We start from the raw sequence: 14,382 nt of genomic DNA on the forward strand, positions 1-14,382 counted from the left end.
GTATCAGGCCATGGCCAGGGAATTCGCCTGCATCTGCTCCCAGAGCAGGTCGAAGTAGGCCCGGTTGATTTCGAAGTGGCGCGCCAGCGACTGCATGAACTTGCGCTGGAAGTCTTCGCTCGGCGCGAACTTGGCGATCAGCGCCCACATCTCCTCGGTATCGATCTCGTCCTGGGTGCCGTGCAGGCGATGGAACTCGCTGGGTTGCTCGGGCACGCCCAGGCGCTGCAGGAGTTCGTAGATGCGCCGATGGTTGACGCAGCTCACCGACTCGACCGCGTACAGGAGCGCAAGGCCCCAGGCGACATCGGTGTGCCGCACGCAACGGATACGGTTGTTGAGGTAGGCCTTTTCCAGCGGATGCAGCGCCGGGAAATCGATGCGCAGCGGAATGTCGAAGTAGGTCATCAGGTGGGACAGCAACGCGGGGTGCGAGCGCTCCGGCGTCTCCGCCCCGGCCTCGCCGTAGAGGTTGCGGTAGAACACCGAGGCGTCCTCGATGTTTTCGAAGCGGAAGGCCAGCTCCGCCAGGAGGCTGTAGAAGTTGTAGGAGCGGACCCAATGGTGTTCCAGAAAGAAACGCACGTCCTCGACCGGCGGCGTGCCCTGGAACAGGTGGACCGACATGGGATGGCGCACCCGGCTGCGCGCCTCGATCTCGGCGTCGACCTTCTTGCGGAACTCCTCCACCGGGACGGCGCTGAAACCGGCCGGCTCGGGAGCGAAACGATCCTCGACCAGGTAGACCTGGCTCGCCATCCAGCGGCGGGTCGGCTCCGTATGCGGATCGCTGCCTACGTGCAGTTCCAGGAGCAACGCCTGGTACTGCGCATAAGCCGAAGCATCGCCGCCCAGGCCTTTGGCCGTGACCGCGAGAATCGCCTCGAGCGCGAGCGTGATCTGGTCCAGGGAGGCACCCGGTTTCAAGGCTTCAGCCAGGAGAACCGATGCATTTCGGGCAGGTTCCGACATTGTCCGCTGGGGGCGGATATTCATATCGGAGGAAGCATTGCAGCATTGCTGTAACGGATTTGAAGTCATTTGGATCACCCTTGTTTTTGTTGTTGTGCGGGGCGACCGTAAAGCTTGCCACGGTGGCAAGGTCAAGCAATGCAGCGGCCTTGTCGGCGGACAACGGAGTTCGCCGAAAGGTGCTCTTCGATAACACTGGATGCGCTGCGAAAAACCCCGAGCTAAAGGCCTGCGAATCCATCGGAGAATAACTTTTACGGTTTCCTGTCAGCGCCTCTTGCCGTTTACATAACTGTCACCTCGCGGCCGACTGAAATATTGACTTACAAATTCCAAAGAGTTCTTTCCACAATAGCCAAGCGCCATTGATGGCATATGGAACGCGGACTTCAATGAAAATCATTTTCCTATTGCCGGCACTGGGCGAAACGCTACTATCCGACCCTACGCCTGCGTCATGCCCATGCACTCAACGGCCCTCCGGATAACCGGCCTCGCTCAACGCCTCGAGGAATGCGTGCTTGTCCAGAGTGCTCTCGACCCTGGCCTCGCGCCGAGGGGGATCGGTCTCTACGCGCGCCTGGGGATCGACGCCGTGCAGGATACGGGTGACAGTCTTGGCACAACCGCCGCAGGTCATGTTCGGAATATGGAAAGAAAACATCGCAACCTCCTGGTTTGTTGACTCCTGCGAACCATGAGTCCTGCCATCGTGACAAGGTCAACTCATAAATCTCTCAGGTAAACCAAACTTTCAAAAATTCATATGAATAGTTCCAGAGGTTATTCCGCAAACTTAAAACAACGAGCAAAGCCAAGTTCGAACATAGAGAACAACTCCGCCAGACAACCGAGATACCGCGTCAGCCAGCTCCACTCACCATTGAAGAACCTCTCGACGATATGTATTCGACGTCTCCGTGCGGCGCGAGCGCAGAGGAACAGGAGTGACTTCATTCAATAAGAAACGGCGGGCAGCCGGAACGTACCTGAAGAACAGTGAGAAAGTAATATTTCCCCACTCTTCTGAACATTGAAGCCCCGAGCAGATACTTTCCATCTGCCCTCTTCACTCATCCATCTGAATGAACTACCGAAAAGAGTTCGGAACCGACTTATCGATAAGGCGGACAGGGACGAGTGATCCGCGCCAGGCAATCCGTACTCCCGGGGTTCGCCAAATAACCGGAGGACGCGCCGCACGGCCCTCGACCCAGGCAGTCGAGCGAAGGCCGGCGGCTGATCAGGAGCGACTGTCGCGCTGCCGTGCCACGCCTGGAGAGGTATCGTCGGTAGCCACGCCACAGCGCCGCGCCCCCGCGCAGGCCTCCCAGCCACCCCCCAGCGCCTTGTAGATACCCACGACGGCAAGGCGCTGCTCGGTGCGCGCGATGCTCAATGCGCGCCGGCTGAGGTAGTCCGAGCGTTCCGCCTCGAGCACGTCCAGGTACTCGCCGTCCCCCTGGACGAAGCGCTCCCGGGCCAGGCGCGCCGCCTCGCGATTGGCCGTCGCCTCGAGCAGGCGCAGGCGGAGCCTGTCAGCGGCAGCGCCATAGCCGTTGAAGGCATCATCGGTCTCCTGCAGGGCGCGCAGCACCGTCCGGTCGTAGAGGATCAATGCCTCCCGCGCACGGGCTTCGCTGGCGGCGATCCGCGCCCGCACGCGACCGCGGTCGAGTAACGCCCAGCGAATCACCGGGTTCAGGAGGTTGAAGGACGTGCCACTCTCATCCAAAGCATCGAGATTGCCGGCGACCAGGCCGATCGAGCCGCGCACCTCGACCTGCGGATACAGCCCCGCGGTCTCGACGCCGATACGTGCGGTCGCGGCCGCCAGGTTGCGTTCGGCCGCGGCGATGTCGGCGCGACGCGCCAGCAGTCCCGCCGGGTCGCCGACCCCGAGGGTGCGGAGCGCCAGCCTTTCCCCGGAGACGCGGGCGACCGGCGGGCTGAAGGCCTGCGGGGCTTCCGCGAGGAGAACGGCCAGCGCATTGCGGGTGGCGGCGCGGCGCCGTTCGAGGTCGGGCACGGCCGCCTCGACGTTGTGCAATAACGCCTCGGCGCGCAGCCGGTCGAACTCGTGGGCGGAGCCGGCGCTGACCAGGCGCTCGACCATCTCCAGGCTGTCGCGCTGGTTGCCGGCGATGTCATGGACCACCGCAAGTTCGGCCTCGATGCCCTGTAGCTGGAACCAGGTCATGGCAACCGTAGCCGCGACGCTCGCCTGCACGTTGCGCAGCAGGGCCTCGCGCGAGCCCGCCTGCGCCTCGGCGGCCTCCACCGAGCGCCGCACCCGGCCGAACAGGTCGATTTCCCAGGAGGCATCCAGCGCGCCGCGATAGGTCTCGATGTCGCGCTGCTGGCCGGCCGGTGTTTCCACCTCGCCGCGCCGCCGGGCCTGGTAATCGAACGCCGGCCCGCCGCGCGGCAGGAACTCTTCGCGGTTCTCGCGCAGCAGCGCCTTCGCTTCGTCCAGGCGCGCGCCGGCAAGGGCGATGTCGAGGTTCGCCGCGAGCGCCCGCTGGATCAGAGACTCCAGGGCTGGCTCGTCGAACCCGCGCCACCACTCGATCTCCACGCCACCGTCATCGATACCCACCGGCATCGCACCGAAGCTGGCCGGTGCGGACGCGCTCGGCGGCACATAGTCGGGCCCCACCGCGGCACAGCCGCCCAGCAGGATCAGCGCGCTCAACGAAGACCGCAGGTATGGCTTCATGGACGCCCCCCCTCCAGATGCGCCAGGCTGCCGCTGGCGCGCCGCTCCAGGCGCGCCGCCAGTGCCCGTACCAGTACGTAGAACACCGGCGTGAGAAACAGGCCGAACAGCGTCACCCCGAGCATCCCGGCGAATACCGCGACGCCCATCGCCTGGCGCATTTCCGCTCCGGCGCCGCTGGCCATGACCAACGGCACCACGCCGGCGATGAACGCCAGCGAGGTCATCAGGATCGGCCGCAGGCGCAGGCGGCAAGCCTCGACCACCGCCTCCAGCGCACGGGCGCCCTCGGCCTCCAGCGTGCGGGCGAACTCGACGATCAGGATCGCGTTCTTCGCCGCCAGGCCGACCAGCACCACCAGCCCGATCTGGACGAACACGTTGTTGTCGCCGCCCACCAGCCACACCCCGGCGATCGCGCTGAGCAGGCACATCGGCACGATCAGCAAGACCGCCAGCGGCAACAGCCAGCTGTTGTACTGCGCGGCGAGGATCAGGTAGGCCAGCAGCACGCACAGCGGGAAGATGAACAGCGCGCTGTTGCCGGCCAGCTTCTGCTGGTAGGTCAGGTCGGTCCATTCGAAGGTCATGCCCTCGGGCAGCACTTCGCCGGCCAGGCGCTCCATCAACGCCACCGCCTGTCCCGAACTGACGCCGGGAAGCGCGCCGCCGCTGATATCGGCCGACGGATAGCCGTTGTAGTGGATCACCCGGTCGGGACCGGAGCTGGGCGTCACGGTGACGAACGAGGACAGCGGCAACATCGCCCCGGCGGCATTGCGTACCTGCAGGCGCCCGATGGCTTCGGCCTGCATGCGGTGCGGCGCATCGGCCTGGGCAGTGACCTTGTAGGTGCGACCGAAGCGGTTGAAGTCGTTGATGTACAGCGAGCCGAGGTAGACCTGCAATGCCTCGAACACATCGGCCAGGCGAACGCCCTGGCTCTTCACCTTGGTGCGGTCGACCACCACCTCGAGCTGCGGGGCATTGATATCGAAGCTGGTCATCAAGCCCCCGAGCTGGCCGGACTCAGTGGCCTTCATCATCAGCACCTGGGTCTGCCTGGCCAGGGCTTCCAGCCCGGCGCCGCCGCGATCCTCGACCTGCATCTTGAAGCCGCCGATGGTTCCCAGCCCCGGTACCGGCGGCGGCGGGAAGACCCCGAGGAAGCCGTCGGGAATGCTGGCGAACCTGGCTTGCAGGCGCCCGGCGATGGCCAGCGCGCCGAGATCGGCGGAGGTGCGCGACTCGAACGGGTCGAGCATGAAGAACATGACCGCGGCGTTCGGCACGTTGACGAAACCGTTCACCGACAGGCCGGGGAAGGCCACGACGCTCTCCACCCCCGGCTCGTCGAGGCCGATCCGGGACATCTGCCTGACCACCGCATCGGTACGCTCCAGCGACGCTCCGTTCGGCAACTGGGCGATGCCGACCAGATAGTACTTGTCCTGCATCGGCACGAAGCCCGGTGGCACCGCCTGGAAACCGACCCAGGTCAGGCCAAGCAGGCCTCCATAGACCACCAGGGCCAGGCCGCTCACCCGCACCACCTTGCGCACCGCGTTGCCGTAGGCCTCGGGGGCATTCCGCAACGGTCGGCCGAGGGCCTGGAGCAGTCGCTGGAAACGCCCCGCCACCGCATCTCCGGCCGGCCGCGGACGCAACAGCAGGCCCGCCAGGGCCGGGCTGAGGGTCAGCGAGTTGAGCGCCGACAGGATGGTGGAGATGGCGATGGTCAGGGCGAACTGACGATAGAACTCGCCCTGCAGGCCACTGAGAAAGGCCGTGGGGATGAACACCGCCGCCAGCACCGAGGTGATCGCCATGATCGGCCCGGTGACCTCGTCCATCGCACGCCGCGCGGCCTGGAGCGGCGGCTCGCCGTTCTCGATGTGGCGCTCGACGTTTTCCACCACCACGATGGCGTCGTCGACGACGATGCCGATCGACAACACCAGGCCGAACAGCGACAGGGTATTCAGCGAGAAACCCATCAGGTGCATGACGGCGAAGGTGCCGACCAGCGAGACCGGCACGGCCATCAGCGGAATCAGCGAAGCACGCCAGCTACGCAGGAACAGCACCACCACCACCACGACCAGCAGGATCGCCTCCAGCAGGGTGGTGGCCACGGTCTGCAAGGAAGCGCGGACGAACACCGTCGGGTCGTAGGCGATGCGCGCGCTCAGGCCGGCCGGGAAGTTGCCTTCGAGCCTCGCCACGGTGGCACGCACCGCCTCGGCGGTATCCAGCGCGTTGGCTCCGGGGCTCTGGACGATCTGCAAGGCCACCGCCGGCTCGCCGTCCAGCAGGCTGCGCAGCGCATAGGCATCGCCGCCCATCTCGATCCGCGCGACGTCGCGCAGGCGCGTCACCTGGCCGTCGGCGCCGGTGCGGACGATGATGTCGCCGAACTGCTCTTCGTCGCTCAGGCGCCCGAGGGTATTCACCGTGACCTGGAAGGCCGCGGTGGAGTCCGGCGCCTGGCCGACGGCGCCGGCCGCCACCTGGACGTTCTGCTCGCGAACCGCGGCGATCACCTCGCCCGCCGTCAGCCCGCGCGCGGCGATCAGGTCGGGGTCGAGCCACAGGCGCATGCTGTATTCGCCGGCGCCCCACACCACCACATCGCTGATCCCCGGCAGGCGCAGCAGTTCGTCGCGCACCTGGAGGTAGGCGTAGTTCGAGATGTACAGCGGGTCGTAGCGTTGTTCCGGCGACAGCAGGTGCACCACCATGAGGATGTCCGGCGAGGTCTTCTGGGTGACCACGCCCTGCCGCTGCACCTCGTCGGGCAGGCGCGAGAGCACCCGCGAGACCCGGTTCTGTACCTGGATCTGGGCCATGTCGGGATCGATGTGCTGGTCGAAGGTGATGGTCAGGATCATTCGCCCGTCGGTGGCCGACTGCGAGGACATGTACAGCATCCCCTCGACCCCGGTGATCGCCTGCTCCAGCGGCGTCGCCACCGTCTGCGCGATCACGTCGGGGTTGGCGCCGGGATAGGCGGTGGTCACCTGCACGGTCGGCGGCGTCACCGCCGGGTATTCGCTCAGCGGCAACTGGAAGAACGAAACGATGCCTCCGATCATCATCAGCACCGAAAGAACGATGGCGAAGATCGGCCTATCGATGAAGAAGCGTGGGAATGTCATTGTGCGGCCCCCACGGTCTTCGACAGGTCGACGGGTGTGCCGTCGATTTCCGCAAGGCGCGGTGTGATCTGCATGTCCGGCCGCACCAGGCCCTTGACGACGATGCGCTCGCCCGGCTGCAGGCCCTGGCGGACGACCCGCAGGCCGTCGACCATCGGGCCGAGTTCCACCGGCCGGTACTGGGTCTTGTTGCCTTCGTCGACGACCAGCACATAGCGCCTGCCCTGGTCGGTGCCGATGGAATGGTCGGCGACCAGCACCTGCTCGCGAGGCTTGCCGGTCTCCAGCCTGACCTTGGCGAACAGCCCCGGCGTCAGTTGCCCGTCCGGGTTGTCGACCACCGCCCGAACCCGGACCGTGCCGGTCCCGCGGTCGGCGGCATTGGCGAGGAAATCGAGGCGACTGCTTCGTCCATAGGACTCGTCGGTGAGCAGCGCCACCTTGACCCTGGGGGGCTGCTCGCCTTCCCTGCCGCGGGTCGGCGCCAGGGCCTGCAGGTAGGTGCGCTCGTCGACATCGAAGTACACGTACAGCGGATCGACCGAAACGATGCTGGTCAGCACGGTGACGCCATGGGTGACGTAGTTGCCCTCGGTGACCTGGATATGCCCGACACGCCCGCCGATCGGTGCCGTCACCCGCGTGAAGCCGAGATCCAGTTGCGCCGCGTCGAGGGCAGCCCTGGCCGCATCGACCTGGGCCTTGCTGGCATTGCGCGAGGCGATGGCGCTGTCGAGCCGCTCCCGGGCGACGACCTTCCGCGCATACAGCAGCTCGGCTCGCTCGTGTTCGGTGCGCGCCAGCAACGCCGCGGCCTCGGCTTCGCGCAGGCGCGCCCTGGCGGCATCCTGCGCCGCCTTGAACACGCGCGGGTCGATGAGGAACAGTTGCTGGCCCTTCTCTACCAGGCGGCCTTCCGGCACCGTAACGTCCTGGATGTAGCCGGCGACGCGCGGCCGCAGTTCTACCTGCTCGACAGCGGTCAGCGAGCCGGTGAACTCGGCGTAGGGTGTCACCGGGCGAACCACCACCTCGGCGACGGGAACGCTTGGCGGGGCGCTCGCCGCCCCGGGCGGCGCCGATTCCCCGCAGCCAGCGATAAGGGCCGCGACACCTAGCGTCGCGGTGATGCGGATGAAGTGTCTGAGATTCATTGTTGTGCCTTCCTGGTCTGAGCCTGCGTGGCCTGGCTGGACGAAACCGCTTCCGTGGCCGGTTATCGACCTTGACACCTTGGCAAGGTCAACCCCCCTTTTTTCCGTCCTCATGGCGAAGGCGCAGCGAGCTTTCGGCAGGTCACCGGAGGCGGGATGCCTGGCACGCTCGGAGACGCAGCGGGCAGCTCGGGAGGGTGGCGGAGGCAGGCCGACCGGCTATCGACGGCCGGCCCAGGGAAGAGGGGAAACGCCCCGTAGGAAGGGAAGTCCGGCAAAGGGCCGGTCGCCGGGACGGGGACGATCCCGATCTCGCAGCCGGTTGCCGGCCGCATGGTAAAATCGGCCTTTGACCGTGAAGCTCGAGGCACTGAAAATGCGCATTCTCCATACCATGATCCGGGTCGGAAACATCGATCGCTCGATCGATTTCTATACCCGGGTGCTAGGCATGACCCTGCTCAGGAAGAACGACTATCCCGATGGCCAGTTCACCCTCGCCTTCGTCGGCTATGGCAACGAGGCGGATTCCGCGGTGATCGAGCTTACCCACAACTGGGGCGTGGATGCCTACGAGATCGGCACCGGCTACGGCCATATCGCCATCGAGGTCGACGACGCCTACCAGGCCTGCGACGACATCCGCAACAACGGCGGCCAGGTCACCCGCGAAGCCGGGCCGATGAAGCACGGCACCACCGTGATCGCCTTCGTGACCGACCCGGACGGCTACAAGATCGAACTGATCCAGAAGTCTTCCTGAGCGGCCCCGGCTATCGCTTTCAGCACTCCGCAACGAAGAACCCCGGCTCATGGCCGGGGTTCTTCGTTCCATCGCAGGCGGCGCGCGTCGGTCAGGACAGCGTGCGGCCCTTGTTCGCGGCGATGCGCATGCGCAGCGCGTTGAGCTTGATGAAGCCCGCGGCATCGGCCTGGTTGTAGGCGCCGCCGTCTTCCTCGAAGGTCGCGATGTTGGCGTCGAACAGCGAGTCGTCGGACTTGCGGCCCACCACCACGACGTTGCCCTTGTACAGCTTCAGGCGCACTACGCCGTTCACGTTGACCTGCGAGGCGTCGATCATCTGCTGCAGCATCAGGCGCTCCGGGCTCCACCAGTAGCCGGTGTAGATCAGGCTGGCGTACTTGGGCATCAGCTCGTCTTTCAGGTGGGCCACTTCGCGGTCCAAGGTGATCGACTCGATGGCGCGGTGGGCCTTGAGCATGATGGTGCCGCCGGGGGTCTCGTAGCAGCCACGGGACTTCATGCCGACATAGCGGTTCTCGACGATGTCGAGGCGGCCGATGCCGTTGATCCCGCCGACGCGGTTCAGCTCGGTGAGCACCTCGGCCGGGGTCATGTCCTTGCCGTCGATGGCGACGATGTCGCCCTTGCGGTAGGTCAGCTCGATGTAGGTCGGGGTGTCCGGCGCGTTTTCCGGGGAAGCGGTCCACTTCCACATGTCTTCTTCGTGCTCGGTCCAGGTATCTTCCAGCACGCCGCCTTCGTAGGAGATGTGCAGGAGGTTGGCGTCCATCGAGTACGGCGACTTCTTCTTGCCGTGGCGCTCGATCGGGATGCCGTGCTTCTCGGCATAGTCCATCAGCTTCTCGCGGGACAGCAGGTCCCACTCGCGCCAGGGCGCGATCACCTTGACGCCGGGCTTCAGCGCGTAGGCGCCCAGCTCGAAGCGGACCTGGTCGTTGCCCTTGCCGGTGGCGCCGTGGGAGATGGCGTCGGCGCCGGTCTCGTTGGCGATCTCGATCAGGCGCTTGGCGATCAGCGGACGAGCGATGGAAGTGCCCAGCAGGTACTCGCCTTCGTAGACGGTGTTGGCGCGGAACATCGGGTAGACGAAGTCGCGGACGAATTCTTCGCGCAGGTCGTCGATGTAGATTTCCTTGACGCCCATCGCGCGGGCCTTGGCGCGAGCCGGTTCGACTTCCTCGCCCTGGCCGAGGTCGGCGGTGAAGGTCACCACTTCGCAGTTATAGGTATCTTGCAACCACTTCAGAATTACCGAGGTATCCAGGCCGCCGGAATACGCCAGGACTACCTTCTTCACATCCGCCATGCCATCACTCCACGGGGGTCGTCACGAAAAGCGACAATTCTACGCAGGGCATTCGGGAAATTACAGAGGGGCGACAGCTTTAGACGCAAAAGCGACAGATTCTATCGTTTGCGCGACTCAAACCGTGGGTTTTCCCTGAAGCGAGGCGGCCGGAGGCTTCGCTGCGGCAGGTTCTGCCGCGGGCGGCGCCGGCTTGTCCTCGGCCTTCGGCGCTTCCGTCGCCGGCTCGACCACCGCCTCGCGCGACAGGTGCACCGTGACCCGGCGGTTGCGCGCACGGTTGGCGGCGCTGTTGTTGGCCACCAGCGGGTAGCGCTCGCCGTAGAAGCGCACGTTGATCTGGCTTTCCGGCACCCCGTTGCTCTTCAGGTACTCCTGCACCGCCAGCGCGCGGCGGCGCGACAGGTCACGGTTGGTCAGGCGGTTGCCGCTATTGTCGGAGTGCCCGTCGAGTTCGATCCGGTTGATGCTCGGATCGGCCTTGAGCAGTTGCAGGATGATGTCCAGCTTGGCCCGCGCCACGTCGTTCAGCGCCGTGCCGCCGTCGGGGAAGCCGACCTGGGCCAGCTTGACCTGGTCGAAGTTCACCGGCAGCAGCTTGGCGATGCAGGCCTGGTACTGGCTGTAGACGCTGGCGAAGCGCGCCGGCAGCAGGCGCACCTCCAGGCGATCGCCCTGCCAGGTGCGATGGCGGACCAGCGGGCTGCGCCCCTCGAGCAGGCCGGTGAGCAACCGACCGGCCTGCTGCTGGCTGCTGTTGAACGGCACCTCGCCGCTACCGATGCTGACCTGGCCAAGGTTGATGTCGCCCTGTCCCGGTCGCCAGGGCGGCGCGGCAGCCAGCAGGGTCGCCGACCCGCGCCCCAGCCACTGGGCTTCGGGCTTCAGGCGGAAGGTTGCCTGCTCGCCGGCACGCCGGACGAACTCGCCGACCCCGAAATTCGCCACCGGCTGCGACAGGCGGCATTCGAACTGGTCGCCTTCGACCTTCCACTCGACGCTCTCCAGCCGCGTCTGGAAGGTCACCGCCAGCGCCGGCAGGCTGCTGAGCAGGAAAGGCAATAGAAGAAGGCGCGGCTGCACGACGGCGGGCTCCGGGAAAGCGTCCAAATACGAAGGATGTATCGGACGGCCCGGACAAAACTTGATAGCGAGTGCCCCGCCCCCCCTTTTCCGGTAGCATTTCCCCCCACGAAATCCCGTCCTGGAAGCCCCATGTCCGACCGTCTCACCCTCCTGCGCCCCGACGACTGGCACATTCACCTGCGTGACGGTGCCGCGCTGGCCAATACCGTCGGCGACGCCGCCCGCACCTTCGGCCGCGCCATCGTCATGCCGAACCTGGTGCCGCCGGTGCGCAACGCCGCCGAAGCCGACGCCTACCGGCAGCGCATCCTCGCCGCCCGTCCCGCCGCCAGCCGCTTCGAGCCGCTGATGGTGCTGTACCTCACCGACCGCACCTGCGCCGAGGAAATCCGTACCGCCAAGGCCAGCGGCTTCGTGCATGCCGCCAAGCTCTATCCGGCAGGCGCCACCACCAACTCGGACTCTGGCGTGACCCGCATCGAGAATATCTTCGAAGCGCTCGAGGCGATGGCCGAGGTCGGCATGCCGCTGCTGGTGCATGGCGAGGTGACCCGCGCCGAGGTCGACGTATTCGATCGCGAAAAGCAGTTCATCGACGAGCACCTGCGCCGGGTGGTCGAGCGCTTCCCGACCCTGAAGGTGGTCTTCGAGCACATCACCACCGGCGACGCCGCCCAGTTCGTCCGGGAAGCCCCGGCCAACGTCGGCGCGACCATTACCGCCCATCACCTGCTGTACAACCGCAACCACATGCTGGTCGGCGGTATCCGTCCGCACTTCTATTGCCTGCCGATCCTCAAGCGCAACACCCACCAGGAAGCCCTGCTGGACGCCGCGGTGAGCGGCAACCCGAAATTCTTCCTCGGCACCGACTCGGCGCCGCACGCCCGCCACGCCAAGGAAGCCGCCTGCGGTTGCGCCGGCTGCTACAGCGCCTACGCTGCCATCGAGCTGTATGCCGAGGCCTTCGAACAGCGCAATGCGCTGGACAAGCTGGAAGGCTTCGCCAGCCTGCACGGCCCGGACTTCTATGGCTTGCCGCGCAACACCGACCGGATCACCCTGGTCCGCGAGGAATGGCAGGCGCCCGCCAGCCTCCCCTTCGGCGACTTCGACGTGGTACCGCTGCGCGCCGGCGAGACACTCCGCTGGAAACTGCTGGAGGCCGGAGCATGAGCGAAGACAACTTCGACGACGAATTCGACGGCAGCCTCCCCAGCGGCCCGCGCCATCCGATGGCGCGCCGCTTCCGCGGCTACCTGCCGGTAGTGGTGGACGTCGAGACCGGCGGCTTCAACTCGGCCACCGACGCGCTGCTGGAAATCGCCGCGACCACCGTCGGCATGGACGAGAAAGGCTTCCTGTTCCCGGAACACACCTACTTCTTCCGCATCGAGCCCTTCGAAGGCGCCAACATCGAGCCGGCCGCGCTGGAATTCACCGGCATCAAGCTCGACCACCCGCTGCGCATGGCGGTGCAGGAGGAAGCGGCACTCACCGAGATCTTCCGCGGCATCCGCAAGGCGCTGAAGGCCAATGGCTGCAAGCGGGCGATCCTGGTCGGCCACAACAGCAGCTTCGACCTCGGTTTCCTCAACGCCGCCGTGGCGCGTACCGGGATCAAGCGCAATCCGTTCCATCCCTTCTCCAGCTTCGACACCGCCACCCTGGCTGGCCTCGCCTACGGCCAGACGGTCCTGGCCAAGGCCTGCCAGGCCGCCGGCATGGAGTTCGACAACCGCGAGGCGCACTCGGCACGCTACGACACCGAGAAGACCGCCGAGCTGTTCTGCGGCATCGTCAACCGCTGGAAGCAAATGGGCGGCTGGATGGATGACGACGACTGAGCCTCGGCCCACTTAGGCGGATACCGCCAGGACGTAATCCGACCTACGCGACCGGTCAGGCAATCTCCCCTCTTCGGAGCGAGGCGTGACCAGGAATGGGCTGCCGGCCCTCGCGAGCCCATGAAAAAGCCCCGCCGAAGCGGGGCTTTTTCCAACGCGCGAAGCAGGCTCTTCTTACAGCTTGCTGGCGTTCTCGGCCAGGTACTTGGCCACGCCTTCGGGCGATGCGGTCATACCCTTGTCGCCCTTCTTCCAGTTGGCCGGGCAGACTTCGCCGTGCTCCTCATGGAACTGCAGGGCATCGACCAGACGTAGCAGCTCGTCCATGTTGCGGCCCAGCGGCAGGTCGTTGACGATCTGCGAGCGCACAACGCCTTCCTTGTCGATCAGGAACGCGCCACGGAAGGCCACGCCGCCGTCGGATTCGACGTCATAGGCCTTGGCGATCTCGTGCTTGGTGTCGGCCGCCAGGGTGTACTTGACGGCGCCGATGCCGCCCTTGTCCACCGGGGTGTTGCGCCAGGCGTTGTGGGTGAAGTGGGAGTCGATGGAAACGCCGATCACCTCGACGTTGCGCGCCTGGAACTCCGGAATGCGGTGGTCCAGGGCGATCAGCTCGGACGGGCAGACGAAGGTGAAGTCCAGCGGATAGAAGAACACCAGGCCGTACTTGCCCTTGATGGCCTCGGACAGGGTGAAGCTCTCGACGATCTCGCCATTGCCCAGTACCGCGGCAACGTTGAAGTCAGGCGCTTTCTTACCTACGAGTACGCTCATTCCATGTCTCCTTTAAGCGGAAGGTTGAAGGACGGCACCGCAGCCTGCCGGCTCCTCGTGGAGCCTTGATGGCAGGGGCGCCGTTCCCCGGGAATCGATCATCATACACCCCGCCCCTGCCGGCGCTAAGTCTTTGTCCGACAAAGCCATTTGTCGGGGGGCGAAAAAAACCCGACTAAAATGCTCCAGGGAACTTTGACAATCATTCTCATTATTATTAGTATCTTTTCCAACTCAACTTCCCAGTAGCCAGATCGCCATGTACGTCTGCCTCTGCCAAGGTGTTACCGACAACCAGATCCGCGATGCCATCTACGAAGGCTGCTGCAGCTATCGTGAGGTTCGCGAAGCCACCGGCGTCGGTACCCAGTGCGGCAAGTGTGCATGCCTGGCCAAGCAGGTGGTACGCGAAACCCTCAACGACCTGCAGAGTGCCCAGCCGGTACCGGCGTTCGGGACTACGGCATTCGTCGCTGCCTGAAAAATATTTTTTATCCCTCTTTCAGAAGAACCGGGCCTGGCGCCCGGTTTTTTTATGCCTTCAATTCAATGACTTAGCGGCAGAACGCGGAAAGAAAACATTCGTATTCATATTCT

Annotated in this window: 12 protein-coding genes; 4 read left to right on the forward strand and 8 right to left on the reverse strand. The window is 65.3% G+C overall.

What is annotated here, in order from left to right; translation table 11 throughout:
- Nucleotides 1-3: 3 nt before the first annotated feature.
- From HMPREF2886_RS25385 to mexP, 5 genes are all read right to left on the reverse strand, one after another.
- Entirely contained in the window at nt 4-1,041 is a 1,038-nt protein-coding gene (locus HMPREF2886_RS25385) for an HOASN domain-containing protein (RefSeq protein ID WP_058173243.1), read from the reverse strand.
- A 400-nt stretch (nt 1,042-1,441) separates the two neighbouring features.
- Nucleotides 1,442-1,636: a heavy-metal-associated domain-containing protein gene (locus tag HMPREF2886_RS25390; RefSeq protein WP_003092060.1), complete on the reverse strand. Its 195-nt coding sequence runs from the start codon at nt 1,634-1,636 to the stop codon at nt 1,442-1,444.
- Between the two features lie 579 nt (nt 1,637-2,215).
- Nucleotides 2,216-3,691 (reverse strand): multidrug efflux transporter outer membrane subunit OpmE, encoded by a 1,476-nt coding sequence (opmE, locus tag HMPREF2886_RS25395; protein WP_070748616.1) that lies wholly within the window; start codon nt 3,689-3,691, stop codon nt 2,216-2,218.
- Entirely contained in the window at nt 3,688-6,849 is a 3,162-nt protein-coding gene (gene mexQ / locus HMPREF2886_RS25400) for a multidrug efflux RND transporter permease subunit MexQ (RefSeq protein ID WP_058173241.1), read from the reverse strand. Before mexQ ends, opmE begins: the two co-directional genes overlap by 4 nt.
- Entirely contained in the window at nt 6,846-8,003 is a 1,158-nt protein-coding gene (gene mexP / locus HMPREF2886_RS25405) for a multidrug efflux RND transporter periplasmic adaptor subunit MexP (RefSeq protein ID WP_033970134.1), read from the reverse strand. The genes mexQ and mexP overlap by 4 nt, the downstream gene beginning before the upstream one ends.
- Before the next feature lie 376 nt (nt 8,004-8,379).
- Between mexP and gloA the strand changes: the two genes are divergently transcribed.
- A complete protein-coding gene (gloA, locus tag HMPREF2886_RS25410; RefSeq protein WP_003110007.1) occupies nt 8,380-8,766 on the forward strand; it encodes a lactoylglutathione lyase in 387 nt (128 codons plus the stop codon).
- 91 nt (nt 8,767-8,857) lie between these two features.
- On the opposite strand, the gene HMPREF2886_RS25415 is transcribed toward gloA, so the two are convergent.
- Together HMPREF2886_RS25415 and motY are read right to left on the reverse strand one after the other, a co-directional pair.
- Nucleotides 8,858-10,075, reverse strand: a complete 1,218-nt coding sequence (locus tag HMPREF2886_RS25415) for an argininosuccinate synthase (RefSeq protein ID WP_003092065.1) — start codon at nt 10,073-10,075, stop codon at nt 8,858-8,860.
- A 117-nt stretch (nt 10,076-10,192) separates the two neighbouring features.
- The gene (motY, locus tag HMPREF2886_RS25420) at nt 10,193-11,158 is read right to left on the reverse strand and encodes a flagellar protein MotY (protein ID WP_033970132.1); all 966 of its coding nucleotides are present in this window, start codon (nt 11,156-11,158) and stop codon (nt 10,193-10,195) included.
- Nucleotides 11,159-11,290: 132 nt separating this feature from the next.
- Here motY and pyrC point away from each other — a divergent pair, with 132 nt between their 5' ends.
- Entirely contained in the window at nt 11,291-12,337 is a 1,047-nt protein-coding gene (gene pyrC, locus HMPREF2886_RS25425; RefSeq protein WP_033970131.1) for a dihydroorotase, read from the forward strand.
- A complete protein-coding gene (gene rnt, locus HMPREF2886_RS25430; RefSeq protein WP_033970129.1) occupies nt 12,334-13,008 on the forward strand; it encodes a ribonuclease T in 675 nt (224 codons plus the stop codon). Before pyrC ends, rnt begins: the two co-directional genes overlap by 4 nt.
- A gap of 174 nt (nt 13,009-13,182) precedes the next feature.
- Here rnt and HMPREF2886_RS25435 read toward each other — a convergent pair whose 3' ends face one another.
- Nucleotides 13,183-13,785 carry a peroxiredoxin gene (locus tag HMPREF2886_RS25435; RefSeq protein WP_003092073.1) on the reverse strand — a complete coding sequence of 201 codons (603 nt, stop codon included), beginning with the start codon at nt 13,783-13,785 and terminating at the stop codon, nt 13,183-13,185.
- A gap of 259 nt (nt 13,786-14,044) precedes the next feature.
- Here HMPREF2886_RS25435 and HMPREF2886_RS25440 point away from each other — a divergent pair, with 259 nt between their 5' ends.
- Nucleotides 14,045-14,266 (forward strand): bacterioferritin-associated ferredoxin, encoded by a 222-nt coding sequence (locus tag HMPREF2886_RS25440; RefSeq protein WP_003092075.1) that lies wholly within the window; start codon nt 14,045-14,047, stop codon nt 14,264-14,266.
- The last annotated feature ends 116 nt before the right edge of the window (nt 14,267-14,382 follow it).

It is taken from the genome of Pseudomonas sp. HMSC066A08, assembly GCF_001813025.1.
Taxonomy (GTDB): Bacteria; Pseudomonadota; Gammaproteobacteria; order Pseudomonadales; family Pseudomonadaceae; genus Pseudomonas; species Pseudomonas aeruginosa.

What these genes read in the sequence shown, in the direction of transcription:
- mexP (WP_033970134.1), bottom strand. Translation starts at nt 8,003, where the DNA reads ATGAATCTCAGACACTTCATCCGCATCACCGCGACGCTAGGTGTCGCG.
- pyrC (WP_033970131.1), top strand. Translation starts at nt 11,291, where the DNA reads ATGTCCGACCGTCTCACCCTCCTGCGCCCCGACGACTGGCACATTCAC.
- HMPREF2886_RS25390 (WP_003092060.1), bottom strand. Translation starts at nt 1,636, where the DNA reads ATGTTTTCTTTCCATATTCCGAACATGACCTGCGGCGGTTGTGCCAAG.
- HMPREF2886_RS25435 (WP_003092073.1), bottom strand. Translation starts at nt 13,785, where the DNA reads ATGAGCGTACTCGTAGGTAAGAAAGCGCCTGACTTCAACGTTGCCGCG.
- rnt (WP_033970129.1), top strand. Translation starts at nt 12,334, where the DNA reads ATGAGCGAAGACAACTTCGACGACGAATTCGACGGCAGCCTCCCCAGC.
- HMPREF2886_RS25385 (WP_058173243.1), bottom strand. Translation starts at nt 1,041, where the DNA reads ATGACTTCAAATCCGTTACAGCAATGCTGCAATGCTTCCTCCGATATG.
- HMPREF2886_RS25440 (WP_003092075.1), top strand. Translation starts at nt 14,045, where the DNA reads ATGTACGTCTGCCTCTGCCAAGGTGTTACCGACAACCAGATCCGCGAT.
- gloA (WP_003110007.1), top strand. Translation starts at nt 8,380, where the DNA reads ATGCGCATTCTCCATACCATGATCCGGGTCGGAAACATCGATCGCTCG.
- opmE (WP_070748616.1), bottom strand. Translation starts at nt 3,691, where the DNA reads ATGAAGCCATACCTGCGGTCTTCGTTGAGCGCGCTGATCCTGCTGGGC.
- mexQ (WP_058173241.1), bottom strand. Translation starts at nt 6,849, where the DNA reads ATGACATTCCCACGCTTCTTCATCGATAGGCCGATCTTCGCCATCGTT.
- HMPREF2886_RS25415 (WP_003092065.1), bottom strand. Translation starts at nt 10,075, where the DNA reads ATGGCGGATGTGAAGAAGGTAGTCCTGGCGTATTCCGGCGGCCTGGAT.